Source organism: Rhizobium beringeri (genome assembly GCF_004306515.1).
GTDB lineage: Bacteria > Pseudomonadota > Alphaproteobacteria > Rhizobiales > Rhizobiaceae > Rhizobium > Rhizobium beringeri.
In genome coordinates this window covers 537,285-560,748 of the sequence record NZ_SILG01000001.1, presented here as the reverse complement: position 1 = coordinate 560,748, position 23,464 = coordinate 537,285, and the positions used below count along the sequence as shown (strand labels likewise).

General features: G+C 61.9%; 25 protein-coding genes. 12 read left to right on the top strand and 13 right to left on the bottom strand.

The window, feature by feature from the left end; all coding sequences use genetic code 11:
- Positions 1-101 precede the first annotated feature (101 nt).
- The 4 genes from ELH03_RS02850 (at position 102) to moaB (ending at position 4,616) form a co-directional block, all read left to right on the top strand.
- Entirely contained in the window at positions 102-1,118 is a 1,017-nt protein-coding gene (locus ELH03_RS02850) for a polyprenyl synthetase family protein (RefSeq protein ID WP_018245017.1), read from the top strand.
- Positions 1,119-1,251: 133 nt separating this feature from the next.
- Positions 1,252-3,084: a tetratricopeptide repeat protein gene (locus ELH03_RS02845; RefSeq protein ID WP_130766001.1), complete on the top strand. Its 1,833-nt coding sequence runs from the start codon at positions 1,252-1,254 to the stop codon at positions 3,082-3,084.
- Positions 3,085-3,153: 69 nt separating this feature from the next.
- Positions 3,154-4,065, top strand: a complete 912-nt coding sequence (locus ELH03_RS02840; protein ID WP_130766000.1) for a 4-(cytidine 5'-diphospho)-2-C-methyl-D-erythritol kinase — start codon at positions 3,154-3,156, stop codon at positions 4,063-4,065.
- Positions 4,065-4,616, top strand: coding sequence for a molybdenum cofactor biosynthesis protein B (gene moaB, locus ELH03_RS02835; protein WP_128411466.1), 552 nt, complete (start codon positions 4,065-4,067; stop codon positions 4,614-4,616). The genes ELH03_RS02840 and moaB overlap by 1 nt, the downstream gene beginning before the upstream one ends.
- Before the next feature lie 22 nt (positions 4,617-4,638).
- Here moaB and ELH03_RS02830 read toward each other — a convergent pair whose 3' ends face one another.
- A complete protein-coding gene (locus ELH03_RS02830) occupies positions 4,639-4,974 on the bottom strand; it encodes a hypothetical protein (RefSeq protein ID WP_128411440.1) in 336 nt (111 codons plus the stop codon).
- A gap of 182 nt (positions 4,975-5,156) precedes the next feature.
- Positions 5,157-5,675 (bottom strand): glycosyltransferase family 2 protein, encoded by a 519-nt coding sequence (locus ELH03_RS02825; protein WP_017959187.1) that lies wholly within the window; start codon positions 5,673-5,675, stop codon positions 5,157-5,159.
- Positions 5,676-5,814: 139 nt separating this feature from the next.
- Between ELH03_RS02825 and ELH03_RS02820 the strand changes: the two genes are divergently transcribed.
- Positions 5,815-6,972: a PA0069 family radical SAM protein gene (locus ELH03_RS02820; RefSeq protein ID WP_130765999.1), complete on the top strand. Its 1,158-nt coding sequence runs from the start codon at positions 5,815-5,817 to the stop codon at positions 6,970-6,972.
- 222 nt (positions 6,973-7,194) lie between these two features.
- Entirely contained in the window at positions 7,195-7,884 is a 690-nt protein-coding gene (gene rnhB / locus ELH03_RS02815) for a ribonuclease HII (protein ID WP_130765998.1), read from the top strand.
- Positions 7,885-7,952: 68 nt separating this feature from the next.
- Here rnhB and ELH03_RS02810 read toward each other — a convergent pair whose 3' ends face one another.
- The 8 genes from ELH03_RS02810 to ELH03_RS02775 all read right to left on the bottom strand — a co-directional run bounded on the left by ELH03_RS02810 (position 7,953) and on the right by ELH03_RS02775 (position 15,291).
- Entirely contained in the window at positions 7,953-8,444 is a 492-nt protein-coding gene (locus ELH03_RS02810) for a F0F1 ATP synthase subunit B (RefSeq protein ID WP_130765997.1), read from the bottom strand.
- Positions 8,445-8,447: 3 nt separating this feature from the next.
- Positions 8,448-9,071, bottom strand: a complete 624-nt coding sequence (locus tag ELH03_RS02805; RefSeq protein ID WP_130765996.1) for a F0F1 ATP synthase subunit B — start codon at positions 9,069-9,071, stop codon at positions 8,448-8,450.
- Between the two features lie 77 nt (positions 9,072-9,148).
- Positions 9,149-9,376 (bottom strand): F0F1 ATP synthase subunit C, encoded by a 228-nt coding sequence (locus ELH03_RS02800; RefSeq protein ID WP_003545854.1) that lies wholly within the window; start codon positions 9,374-9,376, stop codon positions 9,149-9,151.
- A 67-nt stretch (positions 9,377-9,443) separates the two neighbouring features.
- Positions 9,444-10,196 carry a F0F1 ATP synthase subunit A gene (locus ELH03_RS02795; protein ID WP_018245007.1) on the bottom strand — a complete coding sequence of 251 codons (753 nt, stop codon included), beginning with the start codon at positions 10,194-10,196 and terminating at the stop codon, positions 9,444-9,446.
- 61 nt (positions 10,197-10,257) lie between these two features.
- A complete protein-coding gene (locus ELH03_RS02790; protein WP_012756239.1) occupies positions 10,258-10,596 on the bottom strand; it encodes an AtpZ/AtpI family protein in 339 nt (112 codons plus the stop codon).
- A 271-nt stretch (positions 10,597-10,867) separates the two neighbouring features.
- Complete coding sequence (locus ELH03_RS02785; RefSeq protein ID WP_130765995.1) at positions 10,868-12,097, bottom strand: cell wall hydrolase; 1,230 nt, start codon at positions 12,095-12,097, stop codon at positions 10,868-10,870.
- 299 nt (positions 12,098-12,396) lie between these two features.
- Positions 12,397-14,295 carry a potassium transporter Kup gene (locus tag ELH03_RS02780; RefSeq protein WP_130765994.1) on the bottom strand — a complete coding sequence of 633 codons (1,899 nt, stop codon included), beginning with the start codon at positions 14,293-14,295 and terminating at the stop codon, positions 12,397-12,399.
- Positions 14,296-14,313: 18 nt separating this feature from the next.
- Entirely contained in the window at positions 14,314-15,291 is a 978-nt protein-coding gene (locus tag ELH03_RS02775; RefSeq protein ID WP_128405485.1) for a magnesium transporter CorA family protein, read from the bottom strand.
- Positions 15,292-15,330: 39 nt separating this feature from the next.
- On the opposite strand from ELH03_RS02775, the gene ELH03_RS02770 reads away from it, so the two are divergent.
- On the top strand, positions 15,331-15,567 hold the full coding sequence (locus ELH03_RS02770) for a hypothetical protein (protein ID WP_128405486.1): 237 nt from the start codon (positions 15,331-15,333) through the stop codon (positions 15,565-15,567).
- A 113-nt stretch (positions 15,568-15,680) separates the two neighbouring features.
- Here the strand turns inward: ELH03_RS02770 and ELH03_RS02765 are convergent, their stop codons facing one another.
- The 3 genes from ELH03_RS02765 to ELH03_RS02755 all read right to left on the bottom strand — a co-directional run bounded on the left by ELH03_RS02765 (position 15,681) and on the right by ELH03_RS02755 (position 19,273).
- Entirely contained in the window at positions 15,681-16,841 is a 1,161-nt protein-coding gene (locus ELH03_RS02765; protein ID WP_128405487.1) for an Mrp/NBP35 family ATP-binding protein, read from the bottom strand.
- Between the two features lie 645 nt (positions 16,842-17,486).
- On the bottom strand, positions 17,487-18,221 hold the full coding sequence (locus tag ELH03_RS02760; RefSeq protein WP_128405488.1) for a helix-turn-helix transcriptional regulator: 735 nt from the start codon (positions 18,219-18,221) through the stop codon (positions 17,487-17,489).
- 254 nt (positions 18,222-18,475) lie between these two features.
- Entirely contained in the window at positions 18,476-19,273 is a 798-nt protein-coding gene (locus ELH03_RS02755; protein ID WP_128405489.1) for an IclR family transcriptional regulator, read from the bottom strand.
- Positions 19,274-19,381: 108 nt separating this feature from the next.
- Here ELH03_RS02755 and ELH03_RS02750 point away from each other — a divergent pair, with 108 nt between their 5' ends.
- The 5 genes from ELH03_RS02750 (at position 19,382) to ELH03_RS02730 (ending at position 23,441) form a co-directional block, all read left to right on the top strand.
- Positions 19,382-20,149, top strand: a complete 768-nt coding sequence (locus ELH03_RS02750; protein WP_197727783.1) for an SDR family NAD(P)-dependent oxidoreductase — start codon at positions 19,382-19,384, stop codon at positions 20,147-20,149.
- On the top strand, positions 20,149-21,066 hold the full coding sequence (locus ELH03_RS02745; RefSeq protein ID WP_128411438.1) for a 2-dehydro-3-deoxygalactonokinase: 918 nt from the start codon (positions 20,149-20,151) through the stop codon (positions 21,064-21,066). Before ELH03_RS02750 ends, ELH03_RS02745 begins: the two co-directional genes overlap by 1 nt.
- Positions 21,067-21,079: 13 nt before the next feature.
- The gene (locus ELH03_RS02740; RefSeq protein ID WP_128401963.1) at positions 21,080-21,721 is read left to right on the top strand and encodes a 2-dehydro-3-deoxy-6-phosphogalactonate aldolase; all 642 of its coding nucleotides are present in this window, start codon (positions 21,080-21,082) and stop codon (positions 21,719-21,721) included.
- Positions 21,718-22,605, top strand: a complete 888-nt coding sequence (locus tag ELH03_RS02735) for an SMP-30/gluconolactonase/LRE family protein (protein WP_130765993.1) — start codon at positions 21,718-21,720, stop codon at positions 22,603-22,605. The genes ELH03_RS02740 and ELH03_RS02735 overlap by 4 nt, the downstream gene beginning before the upstream one ends.
- A 230-nt stretch (positions 22,606-22,835) precedes the next feature.
- On the top strand, positions 22,836-23,441 hold the full coding sequence (locus ELH03_RS02730) for a PRC-barrel domain-containing protein (RefSeq protein ID WP_128411437.1): 606 nt from the start codon (positions 22,836-22,838) through the stop codon (positions 23,439-23,441).
- The last annotated feature ends 23 nt before the right edge of the window (positions 23,442-23,464 follow it).

Sequence of the window (23,464 nt, the reverse complement as noted above, 5' to 3'; positions counted from 1 at the left end):
CGTTTTCCTTCCAATTTCGCTCAGCGCGACAATTCACCCCTTGCCGCGTCCATCGCCCCTTTCTATTGTCAGGTGCAAAGAATGAACAGGAGTCCGGGTCGTTGGGCGTGGTCATACCGCTTGAAGAAAGCAAAAACAAACTGGCATCCATCAAGCCATTGGTCGATCTCACCAGGGCGGACATGGAGCGAGTGAACCAGCTCATTCTGTCCAAGGCCGGCTCCGATGTGCAGATGATCCCCGAAGTGGCGAACCATCTGATCTCGTCCGGCGGCAAGCGGCTGCGGCCGATGCTGACGCTGGCTTCCGCCTCGCTGTTCGACTACAGGGGCGAAAACCACGTCAAGCTCGCCACATCGGTCGAATTCATGCACACGGCGACGCTGCTGCATGACGACGTCGTCGACGAAAGCGATCTGCGCCGCAGCAAGCCGACGGCGCGGATGATCTGGGGCAACCAGGCAAGCGTGCTGGTCGGCGACTTCCTGCTCGGCCAGGCCTTCCGCATGATGGTCGATGTCGGCTCGCTCGATGCGCTCGACGTCTTGTCTTCCGCCGCCTGCGTGATCGCCGAAGGCGAAGTGCTGCAGCTTTCGGTCGCCAAGAACATGGAGACGACCGAAGACGATTATCTCTCCGTCATCCGCGCCAAGACGGCGGCCCTCTTTGCTGCGGCCGCCGAAGTCGGGCCGATCGTCGCAGAGGCCGGCCGGTCCGGCCGCAATGCGCTGAAATCCTACGGCATGAATCTGGGGCTCGCCTTCCAGCTCGTCGACGACGCGCTCGACTACGGCGGCAAGGCGGCCGATCTCGGCAAGAATGTCGGCGACGATTTCCGCGAAGGCAAGATCACCCTGCCGGTCATTCTCGCCTATCGCCGCGGCACCGAGGACGAGCGCGCCTTCTGGCGCGATGCGATCGAAGCCGGCAACAGCACCGACGCCAACCTCGAAAAAGCGCTGGGGCTGATCACCAAATATGGCACGCTCAGCGACACGATCGGCCGTGCGATCCATTACGGCACGATCGCACGGGACGCGCTTGCGCCGCTTCCCGATACGGTCTGGAAATCGGCCCTGATGGAAGTGATCGACTTCTGCATCGAGCGCGTCAATTGATCAAACGTCCTTGATCGCAGGCTGATTTTCTTGCGGCGCCGCTTCAAAAAAGCCATCCTGTTATGAATCAGTGATCGCAACTTGTTTTGCGACCGGCACATTGTCCGGGACGCTGTCGAAGAAAGGTTTCCTAATGCGGCAGAGACTTGCCATCCGTCTTCTTACGAGCGCAGCGCTTGCCGCTGTCCTTTCGCTGGGCAGTGTCGGCGGCGTCAACGCCGAGGATGCGGCCAAGGCAGACGATGCCGGCACGGCCGCTCACTTTGATGCCGATAGCGTTACCAGTTTCTCCGGCGCCTTCCTCGCCGCGCGCACGGCCGATGTCGATCATGACTACGAAACGGCGATCGAGCTCTACAAGAAGGCGCTGCAGATCGAGCCCGGCAATCCCGAGATTCGCCAGCGGCTGATGATCTCGCTGCTGCTCAATGGCGACATCAAGGAGGGCGTCAAATACGCCAACGACCTGAAGGGCGATCCTTCGGTCGAGCGTATCACCACGATCGTGCGCGGCATGGATGCCGTGCGCCGCGACGACTACAAGACCGCCGAGGCCATCCTGAAATATAAGGGGCCGAACGATCTCGACCGGATGATGAACGACCTGCTGCTCGCCTGGGCCCGCGTCGGCGCCGGCCGCGGCAAGGAAGCGCTCGCCATGGTCGAGAAGATGAAAGGGCCGGACTGGTTCCGCATCTTCCAGAATTACAATGCCGGCGCGATCGCCATCGCCATCGGCGACGTGAAATCCGCCCGCCAGCATCTGAACGATGCCGTGCTCGACAAGGAAGGCGGAGCGACGGCGCCCGATACCTTCATGCGCGCGGTGATGGCGCTTGCTCGCCTCGAAGCAACACAAGGCAACAAGCAGAAGGCGCTCGACGCCGTTTCCGTCGGCGACAACCTGCTGCCGAACTACGCGCCGCTGAATGCGCTGCGCGACAGCGTCGAAAAGAACGAGAAGCAGGAACAGCAGGTCAAGACGGCCGAAGAAGGCGCTGCCGGCGTGCTGTTCTCGGTCGGCGGCGCGCTGAACCGCGACGGCGCAGAGGATATCGTCTCGCTTTACCTGCAGACGGCCAATGCGCTCGATCCGAACAGCGCCGATACGCTGGTGCTGCTCGGCGGCATTGCCGAGAAGCAGAACCAGATGGACCGCGCCATCGCCCTCTACAAGAAGGTGCCGGAGAATTCACCGATGCGGCGCATCTCCGAGCTGCAGCTCGGCCTTGCCCTTGCCCAGGGCGGCAAGGTGGATGAGGCGCGCAAGCACCTGCAGGCGCTGATCGCCTCCGACCCGAAGGACATCCGCAGTTACCTCGCCTATGGCAGCGTACTTTCCGACGCCAAGGACTACGAGGCGATGGCCACCAATTACGACAAGGCCGTCGATGCGATCGGCCCCATTCCCGGCCGCGCCAACTGGAGCGTCTTCTTCCAGCGCGGCATCGCCTATGAGCGGCTGAAGAAGTGGGACCTGGCGGAACCGAACTTCCGCAAGGCGCTGGAGCTCAATCCCGACCAGCCGCAGGTGCTGAACTATCTCGGCTATTCCTGGATCGACATGAATCGGAACCTCGACGAAGGTCTCGGCATGATCAAGAAGGCCGTCGACCTTCGCCCTGACGACGGCTACATCATCGATTCGCTCGGCTGGGCCTATTTCCGCCTCAACCGCTTCGACGATGCCGTCGACGAACTGGAACGGGCCGCACAGATCAAGGCCGGCGACGCGACGATCAACGACCACCTCGGCGATGCCTACTGGCGCGTCGGGCGCAAGCTCGAGGCCGTCTACCAGTGGAACCGGGCGCTCAGCTCCGAGCCTGAGGCCGCCGAAATTCCGAAGATCAAGGACAAGGTCGCCAACGGCCTGCCTCCCGCCAGCGACGATGCCAAGGCGGCCGACAAGAAGCAGCCGGATCCGGCACCCGTCATCCCGCCGCCGGTCGACAAGAAATCCTGACGGGCGGGACGTTTGCCTGAAGAAGGCCCTTAAGAGGGCTTGGCCGCTTCGAGATCAAAGAAATAGAGCATGATGTCGTCCGAAAACTGCTCAGACTTTTCGGCATCATGCTCCAGCATCACCGAGGAAGCTCGCGCGAAAATCAACCTGGCCCTGCATGTGACAGGCCAGCGCCCGGATGGCTATCATCTGCTCGATATGCTGGTGACCTTCGCAGATTATGGCGACCGGCTGGACTTCATGCGGTCGCCGACCGACGAATTCAGCCTGTCTGGCCGGTTCGGCGAGGTCCTTGCCGGCGATGGCGGCACCAACCTGGTGCTGAAGGCGCGCGATCTCCTGCGCGAGGCGGTCGGCCCCCTCGCCTTCCCGGTCCACATCCACTTGGAAAAGAACCTGCCGGTTGCCTCCGGCATCGGCGGCGGCTCGGCCGATGCGGCCGCGACGCTGCGCGGGCTGATGCGGCTCTGGGGCGCGAGCTTGCCCGAGGAGGCGCTCGCAGCTCTCGCCCTGAAGCTCGGCGCCGACGTGCCGATGTGCCTTGAGAGCCGGCCGCTGATTGCCCGCGGCATCGGCGAAAAGATCGAACCCGTGCCGGATCTGCCGGCCTTGGCCATGGTGCTTGCCAATCCGCTGAAAGGCGTCTCGACGCCCGAGGTTTTCCGCCGTCTGGCGACAAAGAATAATCCGGGCCTGAGCCTGGCTCCGAGCCGACCTCAGACTGCCGACTGGCTTGCGGCGATTGCTGCTGCCCGCAACGACCTGGAGCCGCCGGCGCGCGAACTCGTGCCGGAGATCACGGCGATCACGGCGATGCTGCAGGCTAACGGCGCTCTGTTGACCCGCATGTCCGGTTCCGGCGCCACATGTTTCGGCATCTTTGCGACCGTGACTGCTTCCGAGGATGCGGCGGCAGCTCTTCACGACGCGCGGCCCGACTGGTATTTCCAGGCGACGGAAACGGTTTCGGGAGGCGCATGATGGCAGGCGTAGACGAAAAGCGGCCCTTCATCGCGGTCGGCATTGCGGTTCTGACGATCTCGGATACGCGCACGCCGGAGACGGACAAGTCAGGCGACACGCTGGCGGCGCGGATCACCGAGGCGGGCCACAGGCTGGTGGACCGGGGAATCGTGCCCGATGATCGCGCGGAGATTGCCGCGCGGGTGAAGGCCTGGATTGACAGCAAAGACATAGACGTGGTCATCACCACCGGCGGCACCGGCTTTACCGGCCGCGATGTGACGCCCGAGGCGCTGGAGCCCTTGTTCGAAAAGCGGATGGACGGCTTTTCCGCCATCTTCCACCGCATCTCCTACGAGAAGATCGGCACGGCGACGATCCAGTCGCGCGCCACGGCAGGCGTTGCCAACGCCACCTTCATCTTCGTGCTGCCGGGTTCGCCCGGCGCCTGCCGGGATGCCTGGGACGGCATCCTGAAAGGACAGCTCGACTACCGCAGCACGCCGTGCAATTTCGTGGAGATCATGCCGCGTCTGGACGAGCACCTGAAACGCGGCGCGACGAAGTAGACTGCCTGCAACAGCGGCATTCCTATGTGGCCAAGCCCGGCAGGATGGGCATCGTCTCCCAGCTGTCACCCGACAGCAGGACGCAGCTTATGCCGTGAACATCCGTGATGATGAGGGTCCAGGTGCCGCTTTCGGCGGCATAGACCTCAAGAATGGCGTTCTCGTTGATCAGTCCGACTGCCGTGAGCTTTTCGGCGAAGTTCTTGTCCAGGAAATTGACGATTTCGGGTCGGCCTGCGCAACTGCGCATCATCTGCGATGCTGCCGAATGCGGATGCGCGATCACCAATGTCGGCAATATGACGGCGATGAGGCCGTAGATCATACTGCGTACGCCGTAGATCCTACCGCGTGTCATGACGCACCTCCTTTCGCCGGGAACCCGGCAGAAGAGGAGATTGTCACTGACCTGTTCTGCCGTTCACCGGCATTCCATGGCCATTCCGTTGCGAAGCGCGGCGCTTCGACGGCGCCATGTTTGAATTATAGCGCGAAATCCTATTGGGCGCCATCTTTTGCTCATGGAGAGGGTCGTGACACCTACCGCGCAGCGCGGGCGACCCAGGACGGAATCAGTTCGCTTGCGAGCTTGCGCGGCTTCTGGCCCTTGACGAATTCGGTAAGCCGCATTCCGCTTTTGGCGATGGCGAGCGCCTGCTTCTTCGGCAGGAGAAAGCCGAGCTCCAGCGGCGGTACGGCCCGGCCGACACGCTGGAAGAACGGGCGCCTATAGCCACGCGATGCGGTGAAGCGCGCCGGCAGCTTGTTCAGTGCGACATATTCGGCGATCTCATCGATCCAGCCCGCCTGGGGTCGCGCGCCCGGCTCGACGAAGAGCAGCCATTCGCCGCGGGCGGCGCGGACGATGTCCTTGATATCCCACTGCGAATGGAAGCGGCAACCGGCGGCGTCGGCCACCCGCGAGGTGCCGTCGCGCGAGCCGTGATCGAGCACGACCACGTCGCTCACAAGCCCCTCCACCGCACCTGCCACCAATACCGATAAGGTCTGTGCCAGCTCAGATTCCTGATCCTGACATTCGAGAACAACCGTCAACATTGACCATTTATAATGCGCCGCACAAATTTTTGCCAGCACCGTTTTCCTTATTTTGTTCTTGCATTGTTCTCGTTTTGCGGATAGGAATTTAATCAGCAAAACGGGCGGAGGCGATGGCTTTCCGCCACGGGAGAATCCGATGAGAGAGCAGTCCCTGGCAGGGCAGGCCGCATTCGCGCCTGCCAATACGGCAGATATTGCCGATGCGATGATCGTTTCCTCCGGTCTGAGAGTCGAAGTCGATCGGCGGCGTGGACGTGGGGCGGGACTGAACCCGACAGGTCGGTTCGAAGCGCTGCAGCGGGAAACCGTCGACGATGGCTGGCAGACGTGGGAGGAGCTGCCGCCCTTCAAGACCGAAGTTCAGGTCGAGAAGCCGCGCACGGCAATCACCCGTAACGAATCGCCGGACCTTTCCTTCGACCGCTCGATCAATCCCTATCGCGGCTGCGAGCACGGCTGCATCTATTGCTTCGCCCGGCCGACACACGCCTATATGGGGCTTTCCGCAGGGCTCGATTTCGAGACGAAGCTCTTTGCCAAGCCCGATGCGGCAAAACTCCTGGAGCGGGAACTCGCCAAGCCCGGCTACAAAGTGCGGGTGATCGCGATCGGCACCAATACCGATCCCTATCAGCCGATCGAGAAGGAATGGCGCATCATGCGCGGCATTCTCGAGGTGTTGAACAAGGCGAACCATCCGGTATCGATCGTCACCAAGTCGGGGATGATCCTGCGTGATCTCGACATTCTGCAGGAGATGGCAGCTAAGAACCTGGTGCGCGTCGGCATCTCGGTGACCACGCTGGATCGCAAGCTTGCCCGGACGATGGAGCCGCGTGCCGCCACGCCGCCGCGGCGGCTGGAGACGATCCACACCCTTGCCGAAGCAGGCATACAGACGGTTGTCATGGCCGCCCCGCTCATCCCGGCGCTGAACGACCACGAACTGGAGCGCATCCTCGAATCGGCAAAGGCTGCCGGCGCCGCCGAGGCGAGCTATGTCATCCTCAGGCTGCCGCTCGAGGTCAGCCCGCTGTTTCGCGACTGGCTGCTGCAGCATTACCCCGATCGTTACCGGCATGTGATGTCGCTGGTGCGCTCGATGCGCGGCGGCAAGGATTATGATGCCGAATTCGGCAAGCGCATGAAGGGCGCCGGTCCCTATGCCTGGCAGATCGCCCGGCGCTTTGAGATGGCAGCCCGGCGTTTCGGCCTGACGCGACGCAGCGTGCCGCTACGCGACGATCTGTTCGTGCCGCCCGATGGCAGCGGCGTGCAGCTGTCGCTGCTCTGATATTTTGTTTTTACGCAATTCCGGACGGAAAACCGCGCCACACTGTTCCTGGAATTGCTTCTAGCTTGCGCATCGGCTTCTCGACAAAACCGCCCTGTTTTCGAGTCCCGAGCGCAATTCCCGCGGATGGCCCTGACCGCCACCATCCGCCGGAGCGTCCCCGGCCGCCGCCCTGATCCGGGGACTTGCGGGCAATCGGGTTGGCGTGCGAGGTTCAGCCGCATGAAACCTCGCACGTCACCCGATTCTCCCCTGCTTTTCGACACAGCTCCGCTCGTGCCGGATTTCCGGCTGGAACTCAAAGCCCGCAAGGCCGGCCACTGGCCGGTCGCCGGTGCCGACGAGGCAGGCCGCGGGCCGCTGGCGGGACCCGTTGTTGCTGCTGCCGTCATCCTTGATCCCCGGCGCATCCCTGAGGGTCTGAACGATTCCAAGCAGCTGTCGGCGCAACGGCGTGAGGAACTGTTCGTACAGATTCTAGCGACCGCGACCGTCTCCATCGCCTCTTCCAGTTCGACCCGCATCGACGAGACGGATATCCGCAAGGCGAGCCTCGACGCCATGCGCCGGGCCATCTGCAGCCTCGCCATTCCGGCAAGCTACGTGCTGACCGACGGGCTCGACGTGCCGCCCGGCCTCGATTGCCCTGGACAGGCCGTGGTCAAGGGTGATGCCCGCTCGGTCTCGATCGCCGCCGCCTCGATCGTCGCCAAGGTGACGCGCGACCGGATGATGGCACGGGCCCATCGTGTATTTCCGGATTACGGTTTCGCCGCGCATGTCGGCTATGGCACGGCGCAGCACCGCGCCGGCATCGAGAGGCACGGCCCCTGTTCCCTGCACCGGATGAGCTTCAGGCCGTTGCGCAAGACCGAGGACGGTCCTGAGACGGACGAGCTGCTTTCCGAATAAGAAAAGAGCGTAGAAAAGAAAAGGCCGGGACATGCCCGGCCTTCCCTCTCAAATGTTTTCGAAGCCGCTCAGTTCAGCCGCGTCTTGACCTGGCCGACGGCATTGCCGAAGAGCTCGGACTGGACCTTGGCGTCGGCCTGCTTGGCAAGCACGGTTTCAGCGGCCGCGATTGCGAGATCGACAGCGGCGGAACGCACCGCCTTTATCGCCTCGACCTCGGCCTGCTTGATCTTCTGCTCGGACAGCGCCGTGCGGTTGGCGACGAATTCTTCCGTCTTCTTCTTCGCTTCGGCAGTGAACATTTCGGCTTCGCGTTCGGCGGCGGCAACGATGTGGGCCGCTTCGGCTTCCGCGTCCTTGCGCTTGCGCTGATATTCGGCAAGCAGGTGCTGGGCCTCTTCGCGCAGGCGCTTGGCTTCGGCCAATTCGTTGCGGATCTGGTCGGCGCGGTCGTCGAGCGACCGTGCCATCATGCCCGGAACCTTCAGGTAAACGACCAGTGCCAGGAAGAGGACAAGGCCGACAAAGGCGAAGAAAGTCGCGTCAAAGGCAAATTCCATCGATCAAGCCTCCTTCTTGGCAGCCGCGACAGCGGCGGCGACATCGGCCTTGGCGACGGTGCCGCCGATCAGCTGATCGACCACGGCCGCCGCCGTTTCCTCGGCAATGGTGCCGACGTCGGCGAAGGCCTTGGCCTTGATCTCGCCGATGCGGAGCTCGGCAGCCTTGATCTTTTCCGACAGGCTTGCCTCGACAGCGCGACGATCCTCTTCGGCCTTGGCCTTGGCGGCGTCGCGTGCGGCGGTGCCGATCGCGTTGGATTTGGCGCGGGCAGCGGCCAGTTCACCTTCATAGGTCCGGACGGCGGCGTCGGCTTCCGCCTTCAGGCGGCCTGCTTCTTCCAGATCCTGGGAGATGCGCGTGTGACGCTGATCGAGGATGGCCCCGATGCGCGGCGCGATGACCTTTTGCATGAGCAAATAGAAGACGCCGAACGTGATCACCAGCCAGAGCAGTTGGGACGCGAAGGTCGTCGAATCGAAAGGCGGGAAAGGGCCGCGGGCGTGTTCGCCTTCGGCAACACCAGTCTCGGTATGGACCTCGCCTGCGGCCGGAGCGGCATGCGCATCCGTACCCGTCGCTGCCGCCGGTGCTTCCTCAGCGTAAGCCGGGGTCACAAAAAACATGCTCACCTCCAGGTGGACTGCAAATGCAAAGGATCACGGCTTGCGGTCGCAGGCCGTGATCCATCTATTCGCCGATATCAGACGGCGAAGAGGAGGAGGAGAGCGACGAGCAGCGAGAAGATGCCCAGAGCTTCCGTAACGGCGAAGCCGAATACCAGACGGCCGAACTGGCTGTCAGCGGCAGACGGATTGCGCAGAGCGCCGGAGAGGTAGCTGCCGAAAATATTGCCGAGGCCGAGAGCCGTACCGGCCATACCAAAGCAAGCCAGGCCTGCACCGATGTACTTTGCTGCTTCCGCTTCCATGTTGAACTCCTTTGAAATGGTTGTTGCGGCGAATGACTGACGCCCTTTGACGTCGATGTCGTTATCCTTAGTGCCCGCCCGGATGGATTGCGTCGTTGAGGTACATGCAAGTCAGCACCGCAAAGACGTAAGCCTGAAGGAAGGCGACGAGGAACTCGAGACCGGTCAGGGCGACGGTCATGATGAGGGGAAGAACGGCGCCGCCGACACCGACAGCACCGAGGGCTCCGAGCGAGGCGACGAAGCCTGCGAACACCTTCAGCGTGATGTGACCGGCGAGCATGTTCGCAAAAAGACGAACAGAGAGTGAAATCGGACGGGACAGGAAGGAGATGATTTCGATCGTGACGACCAACGGCAGCAGAACGCCCGGCACGCCCGAGGGCACGAAGACATTCAGGAAGTGGAAGCCGTGCTTATAGAAACCGTAGACGAGAACCGTACCGATAACCAAGAGCGCCAGCGCGAAAGTGACGATGATCTGGCTGGTGACCGTGAAGAAATACGGGAACATACCCAGCAGGTTCGCCGTCAGAACGAAGGTGAAGAGCGAAAAGACCAGCGGGAAGAACTTCATTCCCTGCTTGCCCGCGCCTTCCTTCAGCATGTTGGCGATGAATTCATAGGACATTTCCGCGACCGACTGCGAGCGGCCCGGCACGATGGCGCGGTTCGAGGTCGCGAAATAGAGGAAGCCTACGGCAACGGCAGCCGAAGCGGCCATGAAGAGCGATGCATTGGTGAACGAAAAATCAATTCCGCCGATTTCGATCGGCACAATCTTCTGGATCAGGAACTGATGAGTCGGATCGTTAGACACCGCTTGTTCTCTCTCTTTGGCCCGCAGACGCGGGGTCATTGCACTGGACCGGAACCGGTCCTTATTTCTTGTCGTCCTTGTCGTCCAGGGGATGGGCCACCACCCCCGCAGAACGCAGCACGTTCAGAACGCCGGCACAAAATCCGAGAAGCAGAAGAACAATCAAACCCCAAGGCGCCGTGCCAACAAAACGGTCGAGGAGATAGCCAAGCAGAGCACCGACGACGATTGCGGAAATGAACTCGCTGGAAAGCTTCATCGCCTGGGCATAACCTTTGCGGCTTACCTCGGCGCGGGCTTCCCTAGCCTCGTCCTCTCCCGTCTCGACGCCCTTGGTCGCGAGTTTCGCTCCCAATTGCGCACGGCGCTTTTCAAGACTTTCCTCGCGGTCGTCCGCCATGGATCTCTCCTCGTCTGCCCGTCGCCCGCACTCCCGCTACCCCGGTCGTTCGGACCCCGGACACGAAGGTTGAGACCCTTCCGGCCCGTTCTGAAGTCGCGCGCAACATAGTTTTAGGGATTAGCATAGTCAAGGCGTAGACAGCTTCTGTCCAGCGAGAAAATAATTCCATCAAATCAAAGAGATAAATCGACTCCGGGTCGATCGCGCAAATTCGACGGAAAGAATCCGCTTTTCCGGGCCGGAAATCGGCTTGCCCAAGCGATTTATCTCAACTCCAGCCGCCCCCATAGGTGCGATAGAAGACGTGAAGACCGATGCGACCGACCTTTTCCATGGTCTTTGCCCATTTCGGTCTGACATAGACGGCGTGATAGTGCGTCGCCGAGCCCACCTGCGGCAGCCAGATCTTGCCGGCGGTCACCGCCATCGCCACATCGCGGGCGACTCGCCAGTGATACTCCGAGTTCACCCGGTCCTTGATGCTGTCGCAGGCGAAGGAAAACTGGCAGCGGTTGCGCCAATCCTCGTTCTGGTAGACGACACCGCAGATGGTCTTGGGATAGGAAGGATTGCGGACGCGGTTGAGGATGACCTGGGCGACGGCCGCCTGGCCCTTCACCGATTCTCCCCGTGCCTCGAAATAGATGCCGGAGGCAAGGCACTGCTGTTCGCGGGCGGAAAAGACGCTCGGCGCCAGCACGCTTGCGGCCCAGGCATGATCGCGCGGGCCGATCTCCGGAACGAAGCGGCCGCTGTCCGGCTCGGCCAGGATGGAATCGAAGGGCGATTGGCGGGCATAGTCGGGTGCTGCCGGCGCATAGGCGGTGGCCAGCACATCGGCCTTGTTGCTGGTAATGAGGCTTGCGAGCATTGCCGGCACACCATTGTCGGTCACAACAGGCTGCTTCTTATAGAAAGATGTGGCGATCTCGATTTCCTTGCCCTGGATCTTCGGCTTGACGAAGGCCGAGCGGTCCTTGAGATCGAAGCTCGGGGTGAAGAGCATCTTGGTACGTTCGAGGATCGAGCCGGCGGAAAAATCCTTCGGCGGCTGCATCTGCTCGACGGCGACGACCCGGCCTTTCTTGGTGCGGCGGTTGACGCGATCCTCGTCCGGCGTGTCCTCGTGGCCCCTATCCTTGGCAGTGCCCTTGTCCTTGGCGGTAAAAGCGACCTTGCGACCATCGGGCAGCACCATGCCGGCACCGGCTGAGATCGAACCCGTCACCATCGGCTCGGCGAAGGCGAGTTCGGCCTGGTGGATGGAGCCGGCCGGAGAATTGGTCAGCACCATGCGCCAGTTCTCACCCTCATGGTCGAGGCCGGCGAGCATGGCGGCGAGATCGGCATGGGATGCGACGCTCGGGAAAATCAGCCAGCCGGCGAGACCGAAGATGACGGGCGACACCCAATTCTCGGGAATGAGACGCAGCTTGCTACGGGAAGGGCTCTTTCGACGCAACACGGACTCCGGGCATGGAACGCGGGAACATTCCATTGAAAATCTCGCATTAACCTTGATGTCCGGTTAACAGGCCGTGCCGGAATGTGACCGTGAGAACTTTTTAATGTTCTAATGTGGTGGATAATTTCGTGGGATGAGGTGTGTCGCAACTTTGTGAAAGTCCTCTCCCCACCTTGCGAAAGTCCCCTCCCCAACCCCTCGCCACAAGGGGGAGGGACTAGACGGCACCGCCTCGCTTATTCTGAAATGTCGAAAAGCTGGCAGACGGCGCAACAGGTTAAGCCCCTCCCCCTTGTGGGGAGGGGTTTGGGGCGGGGTCTTTGCTCCACCCATCAAATAATAACGTGCGAACCCAGTTCCACCACGCGGTTGGCCGGCAGACGGAAGTAGTCCGAGGGATTGGCGGCGGCGTTGGCGAGGGCGATGTAGAGCCGGTCCTGCCAGTAAGGCATGCCCGACTTGGCGTCCGGCACCAGCTTGCGGCGGCCGAGATAGAAGGAGGTCGACATGATGTCGAACTTCAGTCCCGTCTTGCGCAGCGTCGCCAAGGCCTGCGAGACGTTCTGCGATTCCATAAAGCCGAAGAGCAGCTCGACGCGGGAGAAACGCTCGGAAATCTGCTCGACCCTGTAGCGGTCGTGGCTTGGGACGCGCGGCTTGTTGATCGTGCGGATCGTCAGGATGACGTTGCGGTCGTGAAGCACATGGTTGTGCTTGAGATTGTGCAGCAAGGCGGCGGGGGCCGATTCCGGATCGCTGGTCAGGAAGATCGCCGTACCAGGGACCTGGGCCGGCGAATGTTCGCTCTTGCGCTCGATCGAGCTGACGAAGGAGGTGAGCGGAATATCGGTATGGCGGGTCTTTTCCATCAGGATCGCCGTGCCGCGACGCCAGGTCCACATGACGACGGTAAAGGCCGTGGCGATCATGATCGGGATATAGCCGCCGTCGTGGATCTTCAAAAGGTTGGCACCGAGGAAGATCATTTCGAGCACGACCAGCGGCGCAAGCGCGATCACCGCGACGGGAAGCGACCAGTTCCAGCGGGCGCGGACGAATTCGAAGGCCATGATCGAGGTGACGACCATGGCACCGGTGACGGAGATGCCATAGGCGGTCGCCAGCGCGTCCGAAGTCTTGAAACTCAGGACCAGGAAGATGACGCCGATGAACAGCACGGCATTGACCGAAGGCACGAAGATCTGCCCGGTATTGGTTTCCGAGGTGAAGAGGATTTCCATGCGCGGCAAGAAGCCGAGGTTGATGCCCTGGCGCACCATCGAGAAGGCGCCGGTGATGACCGCCTGGCTGGCGATGATCGTCGCGGCGGTCGCCAGGATGACGACCGGCAGCAGCGCCCATTTCGGATACATCAGATAGAAGGGATCGGACATCGTCATCGGATTGCCGAGAACGAGTGCCCCCTGCCCGAGATAGTTCAGCGTCAGCGCCGGGAAAACCAGCAGGAACCAAGCCCACTGGATCGGGCGACGGCCGAAATGGCCGAGATCGGCATAGAGGGCCTCGGCGCCGGTCACCGTCAGGAAGACGGCGCCGAGGACGACGACGCCGTAGAAGCCCTCATGCAGCAGGAAGCTGACGGCATAATAGGGATTGAAGGCGGCAAGGATGCCGTAATCGTCCGAGATATGGGAAATGCCGGCGGCGGCCATGACGAGGAACCAGACGGCGGTGATCGGGCCGAAGAACTTCGCGACGGCGCCGGTGCCGCGCGATTGCACGACGAAGAGCAGCGCCAGGATCACCACCGAGATCGGTACGATATAGTCCGCGAGGCTGGGTGTGACGAGCTTCAGGCCCTCGACGGCCGACAGCACCGAAAGCGCCGGCGTGATCATCGCATCGCCAAGGAAGAGGGCGGCACCCATCAGGCCGAGCAGCATCAGGATGGCGGTATGGCCGTTGGCGGTCTTCATCAGCAGGGCAAGCAGCGACAGCGTGCCGCCCTCGCCGTCGTTGTCGGCGCGCAGCAGGAAGAGCACATATTTGATGGTGACGATGATCGTCAGCGCCCAGATCATCAGCGAGATCAGGCTGATGACTTCAAAACGGGTGACGCCGTCATGGGCCACCGGCTTCAGCGCCTCGCGAAAAGCATAGAGCGGGCTGGTACCGATATCGCCGTAGACGACACCGACGGAACCCAGCGCGAGATAGAACAGCTTTCGCGGCGTCATATGGCTTTCGTTCGGATGGCTCTCTTCGGACATGAAGTTGCAACAGGCTCCTTAGAGCCAGCCTTTCCAGCGGAAAAAGAAGAAGGGGATGACGGCGGATATCACCATCAGGGCCAGCGAATAGGGATAACCCGCGACCCAGGTCAGCTCCGGCATGATCTGAAAGTTCATACCATAGATGGAGGCGACCAATGTTGGCGGCAAGAACACCACCGAGGCAATCGAGAAAATCTTGATGATCGAGTTCTGCTCGATGTTGATCAGCCCGAGCGAAGCATCGAGCAGGAAGGTGATGTTGGCGGCAACGAAGGAAGCATGTTCCGACAGCGACTGGACATCGCGCGAAATGGTGCGGCAGAGCTCCTTCGCCTCGCGGTCCTGCTGGATCGCCGGGATCGTGTGAAAGAATGTCAGCAGCCGGGTAAGCGAACCGAGACTGTCGCGCACCTTGCTGATCATCCGGTGATGGCCGGCAATATCGCGCAACTTCTCCTCGAGATAGTTCGAGGGCTTGCGCACCTTCCTTGCCCGGTCGCCGAAGACATGCGTCGACAGGATGTCGAGGCGCGAGACGGAGATTTCGAGAATCTCGGCGGTGCGGTCGACGATCGTCTCCAAGAGCTTGGCGAGAAGGGCGGCACCGCTGCGCCAGTTTTCCGGCAGCCGGTGGAGGGCAGCGATGAACAGCGCAAAGGATTTCGGATGGGCGTAGCGAATGGTGACCAGGCGATTTCCGGCCAGGATGAAGGCGACATCGGTCAGCGTCGGCACGTCGGTGTCAGCCTTCCAGAGCAGCGAGGCGGTCATGAAGACGGCGTCGTCTTCGACATAGAGACGGGCGGAAGGCTCGATATCCTTGAGATCGTCGCGGGTCGGGACCTCGATGCCGAGAATCTTCTCGACATAGAGCTCCTCGTCGCGGGTCGGCTCGATCATGTCGATCCAGACGACATCCTCGGGAAAGGAGGCGGCATGCGACAGATCGCGGATCTCGACCGACTTGCAATTCGAACAGTAGGCGGTAATCACCGGTCGTCTCTCCGGCTGCATCCAACCTCAAAGGCCGGCATGCGCATTGTGCTCAACCGCATCGCAGTTCCCAATCCTTCGATCGACAAGACAACTCCGAACTTGCAGGCGGGCGGCCTCTTCGAAACGAAGACGACCGTCAGTGAGCATCTGCAGCAAAACGCCATCATGGCGCCGCGGCATATGAAGCAAAGCCGTGAAATAATCAAGACATCTTCCGTGAAGCGCGGCTTTTCACCACGTTTCCCCCACAATTTGGGGTATCCGCCGCGGTGATTCGGCTCGCTCAAGCACCGCGCATCGAACCTGATTCATGCGATGCGCTTCAGCTCTTCGCTTGTATGCATGTCGTTATCCCCGAACCGCTGCACGCTTCCGGGCGACATGCATTATTCGAAGACGATCGTCGGTGCCGGGCGCTGGGACTGGCCGGCGACCTGCTCCCAGACCTTGGCGGCGATGCCGCGATAGATGCCGGCGACGACGCCATTCGGCTCGGAGGCGACGAGCGGCGTGCCGGCGTCGGAGGTTTCGCGAATGTTCATCGTCAGCGGCACTTCGCCGAGGAAGGGCACGCCGATGCGCTCGGCCTCCCTGCGGGCGCCGCCATGGCCGAAGATGTCGTAGCGGGTGCCGGTATCAGGGGCGATGAAATAGCTCATATTCTCGACGATGCCGAGCACCGGCACCTCGACCTTGCGGAACATGTTGAGGCCCTTGCGGGCATCGATCAGCGCGAGATCCTGCGGCGTCGAGACGATGACGGCGCCGGCAAGCGGCACCTGCTGGGCCATGGTCAATTGCGCGTCGCCGGTGCCGGGCGGCATGTCGACGACGAGCACGTCGAGCTCGCCCCAGGCGACTTCGCGCAGCATCTGCAGCAGCGCCGACTGGACCATCGGCCCGCGCCAGATCATCGCCGTCTCCTCGTCGACAAGGAAGCCCATCGACATGACCTTGAGGCCATAATTCTCCATCGGATTGATGATGCGGCCGTCGATCTGCGTCGGGCGGCCGGATATCTTCAGCAGCCGCGGCATCGAGGGACCATAGATATCGGCATCGAGAATGCCGACGCGAAGACCGTTGGCGAGCAGCCCGAGCGCGAGATTGACGGCGGTGGTCGACTTGCCGACCCCACCCTTGCCCGAGGCGACGGCGATGATGGCGCCGATGCCAGGCACACCGATCTTGCCGGCGCGCGGCGGCTGTTGAGGGGCGTGGGCCCCGTGATCGTGGCCGGCATGGCCGTGCGGCGGGTTCGGCGCAGGGCGGGCAGCCGGAGCGGCGCCGGCCGCCTTCTTGTCCGCAGTCAGTGTGACGAGGGCGCCCTTGACGCCCGGCATTTCCTTGATGACGCGCTCGGCGGCGAGCCGCATCGGCTCCAGCTCCTTGGCGCGGTCGGCCGGAACGGTGATGGAGAAATAAACCTTGCCGTCGGAGATGAAGACGTCGGAGACCATGCCGAGCTCGACGATATCGTGCTCGAGATCCGGTCCACGCACGGTCTTCAGCGTTTCGAGAACCTGTTCCTTGGTGACGTCGGTCATTGCACCCTCACTGCTTCTTCTTGCAGACTACGACGCCGCGCGTCTTTCAAGACGCGCAAAGGACGCTGTAGCACTTTGAATTGCTGCATGATTTCAGCCCTGATCGATTCCGATCAAGGCTGAAATCATGCAGTAGAGATAGTGGAGACGGAAGCCTTCGCCAAACAAAATCATCGGGAGGAAAATCGATTTGACGGCGTGCCGAAAGAGCGCCCGGAAATTCTCGATCCGTTGCGGCCATCAAGTCCGCCGGGCTTTCGCCCTGATGGCCGCAACGGTCTCCCTGAGAACCGGCGCAATCCGGGGCGAACTAGAGCAAGCAGAGCAAAAGGCCAGCGAAAAGTGAACCGGGAAGACGAAATCGCAAACAGCCACGAAAGAAGCGGTGCCAAAACGCAACAACCGCCGCCGACACCGAAGGGCCGGGAGAAAGCGGCATCGGCGTCGGGCAGCGGTGTGTCGGCCGCGCCATTTCCTGGCGCTGGTCTCAAAGTCCCCTCTGGACCTCTCGCAGAAGAGATGCAGAAAGCGTGCCAGATGGAAAATCAGGAAAAACAGCGCAAAAGCGCTTGGAACAGCCCTCCAACGGGAAGGATTTGCCTATGCACTGGGCGGCGTCGACAGCATTCGGTTGTTTTTTGCAACTTATTTGATCAAGCCAATGCGCAGCGCCTTGGCGACGGCCTGGGTGCGGTTGACCGTGTCGAGCTTCTTGGTGGCGCGGTTGAGGTAGTGATTGACCGTGTGCTCGGACAGGGTGAGGATTTCGGCAATTTCGGCACTGGTCTTGCCGGCCGCCGTCCAATTGAGGCAATCGATCTCGCGGTCGGTCAGCGTATCCGTCATGCGTGTATCAAGGTTGCGGATCTCGGCGAGCCTGTCGAAAACGTGGATGGCGATGTAGCACAGCTCCCGCATCTCCGCCGGGCTGAAGGGCTCGCGGTCGCCGGCGAAAGAGACGGCGCCGCGCAGGCCGGAGGGCTCATGCGTTGGGAAATAGGCGCAGCGCATCATCTTGAAACGTTCGAACAGGGAGGCAACGAGAATGGACTTGCCGTCGTCCCGCGACAAGTTCTGTCGTGACATGTCGTAGAAGAAGGGCCGCGCGGATGTTCTGAGGCGTCTGAGGACCGGGCTGTTCACCATCAGGCCTTCCTGGTCGTAGAGAGCCAGAAGCTCGGCCGGCCAGCTGGTGATGACGGTGCTGCCCTGAAGATCGAAGGAGGTGATCGGCGGCAGGTTGAGGACCATGAAGGCACGGCTGCGATAGGCTTCCGTCACCCGCTTCATGAAACGGAAAATATCGAACTGGGTCTTCAGGCCCGCTATTTCCTTGATATAATCGTCTTCTTCCGTGGATGTTTGCGACAAGGGTGCCATCACATTTCTTCATCTTCGGCACAGCGGCCGGCAAACCGTTTGCGAAACCTGCCCGCTATGGGCGTTTCGATTGCATCGGGGAACGACGATCGCTGGTTGGAATCGGCTTCAGCGTTGAGCGTTCGGCCGGTGACTGGTTGTAGATTTCGCGGACCGTTCTAGTTGTGATGATTCGTCGGCAAATCTCAATATCGCGCTCATCATAAGCATGCTCTGCGATTGCGTCCAGCAGCGGGCCGATTGCAATTTTTCCCTCAGCGGCGCGGACCGAGACGGACGCGCATGCCCTCCATGATCCTCCCAGCCGCCAGTTGAACCGGAACGGCCCATTGGTGCAGAAGTTCCATCGACAACCGATAGGCCGGGCCGGTAATCGAAATGCCCCCCATAAAGGTCCGATCCTCCGACCAGACGGGTGCGGCGACGCAGCAGATGCCGGCCTCGTGCTCCTCGCGGTCGAAAGCATAACCCTGATCGGCAATCTCGCGGATTTCGGCAAGCAGCGTTTCGGCCGAGACATGGGTCGAGGCGGTAAAGCTGGTGAAGCTCAGGCTGGCGACGAGATCGACGAGACTTTCGGCCGGCAGCAGCGAAAGGGCCGCTTTGCCGACGCCGGTGCAGTAGCAAGGCGAGGCATTGCCGATCTGCGAATACATGCGCACCGGCTGGCGGCCTTCGACCTTGTCGAGATAGATGATCGACTGGCCCCGGAGAACGCCGAGATGCACCGTCTCGCCGGTTGCCCGCTGCAGATCGGCAAGGTGCGGCTCGGCGATCAGGCGGAATTCGTTGCGCGCCCAGCTGCGCGCGGCGAAATCGAGCAGGCGCAGGCCGGGCGCATAGCGGCCGTCGCCATCGAGCTCCAGCAACCCCTCCTCCACCAGATGGCTCAGCTGGCGATGCAGCGTGCCGCGCGGCTGGCCGGCGAGAGCCAGAACATCTGTAAATCGCAGCGGCGCATCCGCATGGGTGACGAGATCGAGCAGAACCATCAGTTTGCCGAGCGTGCCGGTCTCACGTGCCTGTGCTGCGCCGCTGCCGTTTGCATCCATTGCCTCATCCACCCTTGACAGAAAGGGCACCGTAATTCGATAATTCCATATAGTCAAATTAAGTTCCAAATAATGGAACAATGATAAGGTCGGGAGGCGACGGTGACCATGATGCCAGCAGCACAATTTCCCGAGTTCAAAGACCGAGCCGTGCTCGTGACCGGCGGTGGATCGGGCATCGGTGCTGCGATCGTCGAAGGTTTCGCGCGCCAAGGCGCCAAGGTCTCGTTCATCGATATCGCCGAGGCCGCCGGCCGCGAGCTCGCCGAAAGGGTGTCGCAGGAGACGGCGCATCCGGTCTCTTTTTGCCATGCCGATCTGCGCGACATCGAAGCGATCCGGCGTACGGTCGATAGCGTTATTGCGAGCTCTGGGCCGATCCGCGTGCTGGTCAACAATGCCGCCTGGGACGACCGCCATGAATTCGACGCGGTGACCGAGGCCTATTGGGACAACAACCAGGCGGTCAACCTCAAGCATGTGTTCTTTACCTCGCAGGCAGTCGTGCCGTCGATGCGGACGGCCGGCGGCGGGGCGATCATCAATATGTCGTCGATCGCCTTCAAGCTGAACATGGGCGGCTTTCCCGCCTATGCGGCAGCCAAGGCGGCGGTCGTCGGGTTGACGAAGAGCCTGGCGGGCAGGCTCGGGCCGGAGAACATCCGGGTCAACTGCATCCTGCCCGGCATGGTCGTCACCGAGCGGCAGATGCAGCACTGGCTCACCGAGGAGAGCATTGCGCGCTCGGTCGAGGACCAGTGCCTGAAGGTCGCGCTCAAACCCGATGCGATCGTCGGCCCCTGCCTGTTTCTTGCATCCGACTGTGCGGCGGCGATGACCGCCCAGTCCCTGATTGTCGATGGAGGCGTTCTGTAATGGCAAATCCCGCTTATGTCGCGGTGGACTGGGGCACCAGCAGCTTCAGGCTCTGGCTGATCGAGAGGGACGGCACCGTCCTTGCCGAACGCCGCAGCGGCGAAGGCATGACGAGCGCGGCAAAAACCGGCTTTTCCGCCGTGCTTGCCGGCCATCTCACAGCCATCGAGGCGCCGGAAAACCTGCCGGTGATCATCTGCGGCATGGCCGGCGCACGACAGGGCTGGGTCGAGGCCGGTTATATCGACGTGCCGGCGCCGCTTGCCTCGATCCTGAGCGCGGCGGTCTCCGTGCCCGGCGAAAGCCGCGACATCCGCATTCTACCAGGCCTTGCCCAGCGGGACATGGCGACGCCGGACGTCATGCGCGGCGAGGAAACCCAGCTTCTCGGCGCGCTCGGCCGTGCAAGCTCCGGGGCGCAGGCGGTCTGCATGCCCGGCACGCATTCGAAATGGGTGCATGTGACGGACAGCAAGGTGACCGGCTTTTCGACCTTCATGACCGGCGAGCTTTTCGACGTCATCAGCAAACACACGATCCTTTCGCATGCCGTTGGCGGTGCGGCAGAGCAGCCGGCGGATGCGGCAGCCTTCGAGGCCGCCGTCTCGGCCGCTTTTACGCGCCCGGCCCTTGCCTCCAACCTGCTGTTTACTGCCCGCTCCGGCCAGCTCCTGCACGGGATTTCTGCCGCAGCGGCGCAAGCCCGGCTTTCCGGCACGCTGATCGGCCTCGAAATCGCCGGTGCGCTGCAAGATGCGGCAAACGGCACCGACATCACCCTCGTCGCCTCCGGGCGCCTGCAAGCCCTCTACGAACAGGCCTTCAGGACCCTCTCCCTTGCCTTCACCGCCATCGACGCCGACGCCGCCGTGCGCCGCGGGCTTTCGGCTGCCGCCGAAGCCATCTGGCCGAATTGAGAAAGCTGACACGATGAACCGTATCCCCTTCCCCGACATGAAGCGCCCGCTGATCGCCATCCTTCGCGGCATCCGGCCCGACGAGATCGAAAGCGTCGTCGGTGCTCTGATCGAAAATGGCCTGACGGCGATCGAGATCCCGCTCAACTCGCCGGAACCGTTCAAATCCATCGAGATCGCCGCGAAGATGGCGCCGGCCGAAGTGCTGATCGGCGCCGGCACGGTGCTGACCGTCGAGGCGGTCGACAGCCTGCATGCGGCCGGCGGCAAGCTCCTCGTCACCCCGAATGTCGAACCCGAGGTGATCATCCGGGCGCGCGAATACGGCATGGTGACGATGCCGGGCGTCTTCACGCCGACCGAGGCGCTGGCGGCCGCGCGGGCCGGGGCCACCGGTCTCAAATTCTTTCCGGCCAGCGTGCTCGGCCCTTCCGGCATCACGGCGATCCGGGCAATCCTGCCGCCGGAGCTCACGATTGCCGCCGTCGGCGGTGTGTCGGATAAGAATTTCGGCGATTATACCAAGGCCGGCGTCTTCGCCTTCGGCCTCGGCACCAGCATCTACAAACCCGGAATGACCGCGTCAGAGGTTGCCGAGCGCGCCAAGGCGACCATTTACGCCTATGATGCAGCCATTGGGAGCGTGAACGTATGACCGATATTTATGAGTTCGAGGGCAAAACACTTTGCAATACCAATTCCGTTCTCGGTGAAGGCCCGACCTATGATCCGGACAGCAATACCGTCTGGTGGTTCAACATCCTCGGCAAGGAACTGCACGAGCTCAATCTTTCGACGGGCGCGAAAAAGGTGCATCCGCTGCCTGTGATGGCGAGCGTGCTTGCCCGCATTGACGCCGGGCGGCAGCTGATCGCGACGGAAGAAGGGCTTTTCGTGCGCGACATCGCAAGCGGCAACCTCACCTTCTACGCCGCGCTCGAAAACGACAGGCCGGAAAACCGTTCGAACGACGGCCGCACCCATCCTTCCGGTGCGCTCTGGATCGGTACGATGAGCAAGCGGGCGGAAAACCAGGCCGGCGCCATCTATCATGTCGCTAGCGGCAAGGTGACGAAGATCTTCAACGGCATCAGCATCCCGAATTCGATCTGCTTCTCACCTGACGGCACGATCGGCTATTATACGGATTCCCGCATCAACCGGCTGATGCGCGTCATGGTCGATCCGTTGACTGGCCTGCCCTCGGGCGAGCCGATCGTGCTCGTCGACAGCATGAACGACCCCGGCGACATCGACGGCTCGGTGGTCGATGCCGACGGCTATTTGTGGAATGCGCGCTGGGGCGCCAGCGTCGTCGACCGCTACAGTCCGGATGGCCTGCGCATCTCGCGCTACAAGGTTCCTGCCGTCCAGCCCTCCTGCCCTGCCTTCATCGGCGTCAATGCCGACCGCCTGGCGGTAACGACAGCCTGGGAAGGGCTGGATGAAGATGCCCGTTCGGCGCAGCCCAGTGCCGGCGCGCTGCTGGAACTCGGCATCGACGTCAAAGGCGTGTTCGATCCCGTCTATGTGATCTGATTTTTGCTTGCCATCGATGATCAGAAGCGCTCCTGACCGGGGCGCTTTTTCTCGTTTTGGTGGCCACTCATCGATAAATGTTCCGTGAGAATCGAGAAATTTTCCGTGTTTTCAACCGGAACCAATCACTCCACCAGTCATTTTCCCTTCGAACTGGCGCGGCAACGAGACCTGAAAAATAGGTGTTGCCGGGTCAGCGATCACTAGAGAAAAACGAAGGTAGGTTCGAAATGACACGCAAACTCTTGACGACCGTTGCCGCTGGCGCCCTGTTTGCCACGGCTTTCGCACCGGCGGCATTCTCGCAGACCGCTCCGCAGCCTGCGGACCCCGCCGCTCCGACCCAGGCGGCTCCCGCCGATCCGGCTGCACCGAAGCCGATGACGCCTGACGTCACCAAGCCCGCGGGCGATGCCGCACAGGCTCCGGCCGCAGCACCGACGGCAGATACGGCTCAGGCCGGCTATCTGACGGAACAGTCTCCGGACCAGGTCAGCGCCAACACCTATATCGGCCAGTCGGTCTATAACGGCAACAATGAAAGCATCGGCAGCGTCAACGACCTGATCCTGAAGAAGGACGGCGGCTTTGTTGCTGCAATCGTTGGTGTCGGCGGCTTCCTCGGCATCGGCGAAAAGAACGTCGCCGTGCCGATGGAAAAGATCACCGTCGCCCAGAACACCCAGGACGGCAGCGTCAAGCTGACGACCAGCGAAACGTCTGAATCGCTGAAGGCCGCACCTGAGTTCAAGACGCTGGCAATGCTGGCGGCCGAAAAGGCTCCGGCTGCGACCGGTACCGACACCACGGCGACCGGCTCGACCACGCCTAAGTAATCCGTGCGCGGTAGTATAGCGTA

Coding starts and splice junctions, on each gene's coding strand:
- ELH03_RS02845 (WP_130766001.1), top strand. CDS start 1,252: ATGCGGCAGAGACTTGCCATCCGTCTTCTTACGAGCGCAGCGCTTGCC.
- ELH03_RS02840 (WP_130766000.1), top strand. CDS start 3,154: ATGATGTCGTCCGAAAACTGCTCAGACTTTTCGGCATCATGCTCCAGC.
- moaB (WP_128411466.1), top strand. CDS start 4,065: ATGGCAGGCGTAGACGAAAAGCGGCCCTTCATCGCGGTCGGCATTGCG.
- ELH03_RS02830 (WP_128411440.1), bottom strand. CDS start 4,974: ATGACACGCGGTAGGATCTACGGCGTACGCAGTATGATCTACGGCCTC.
- ELH03_RS02825 (WP_017959187.1), bottom strand. CDS start 5,675: ATGTTGACGGTTGTTCTCGAATGTCAGGATCAGGAATCTGAGCTGGCA.
- ELH03_RS02820 (WP_130765999.1), top strand. CDS start 5,815: ATGAGAGAGCAGTCCCTGGCAGGGCAGGCCGCATTCGCGCCTGCCAAT.
- rnhB (WP_130765998.1), top strand. CDS start 7,195: ATGAAACCTCGCACGTCACCCGATTCTCCCCTGCTTTTCGACACAGCT.
- ELH03_RS02810 (WP_130765997.1), bottom strand. CDS start 8,444: ATGGAATTTGCCTTTGACGCGACTTTCTTCGCCTTTGTCGGCCTTGTC.
- ELH03_RS02805 (WP_130765996.1), bottom strand. CDS start 9,071: ATGTTTTTTGTGACCCCGGCTTACGCTGAGGAAGCACCGGCGGCAGCG.
- ELH03_RS02800 (WP_003545854.1), bottom strand. CDS start 9,376: ATGGAAGCGGAAGCAGCAAAGTACATCGGTGCAGGCCTGGCTTGCTTT.
- ELH03_RS02790 (WP_012756239.1), bottom strand. CDS start 10,596: ATGGCGGACGACCGCGAGGAAAGTCTTGAAAAGCGCCGTGCGCAATTG.
- ELH03_RS02785 (WP_130765995.1), bottom strand. CDS start 12,097: ATGGAATGTTCCCGCGTTCCATGCCCGGAGTCCGTGTTGCGTCGAAAG.
- ELH03_RS02780 (WP_130765994.1), bottom strand. CDS start 14,295: ATGTCCGAAGAGAGCCATCCGAACGAAAGCCATATGACGCCGCGAAAG.
- ELH03_RS02770 (WP_128405486.1), top strand. CDS start 15,331: ATGCGCATTGTGCTCAACCGCATCGCAGTTCCCAATCCTTCGATCGAC.
- ELH03_RS02765 (WP_128405487.1), bottom strand. CDS start 16,841: ATGACCGACGTCACCAAGGAACAGGTTCTCGAAACGCTGAAGACCGTG.
- ELH03_RS02760 (WP_128405488.1), bottom strand. CDS start 18,221: ATGGCACCCTTGTCGCAAACATCCACGGAAGAAGACGATTATATCAAG.
- ELH03_RS02755 (WP_128405489.1), bottom strand. CDS start 19,273: ATGGATGCAAACGGCAGCGGCGCAGCACAGGCACGTGAGACCGGCACG.
- ELH03_RS02750 (WP_197727783.1), top strand. CDS start 19,382: ATGATGCCAGCAGCACAATTTCCCGAGTTCAAAGACCGAGCCGTGCTC.
- ELH03_RS02745 (WP_128411438.1), top strand. CDS start 20,149: ATGGCAAATCCCGCTTATGTCGCGGTGGACTGGGGCACCAGCAGCTTC.
- ELH03_RS02740 (WP_128401963.1), top strand. CDS start 21,080: ATGAACCGTATCCCCTTCCCCGACATGAAGCGCCCGCTGATCGCCATC.
- ELH03_RS02735 (WP_130765993.1), top strand. CDS start 21,718: ATGACCGATATTTATGAGTTCGAGGGCAAAACACTTTGCAATACCAAT.
- ELH03_RS02730 (WP_128411437.1), top strand. CDS start 22,836: ATGACACGCAAACTCTTGACGACCGTTGCCGCTGGCGCCCTGTTTGCC.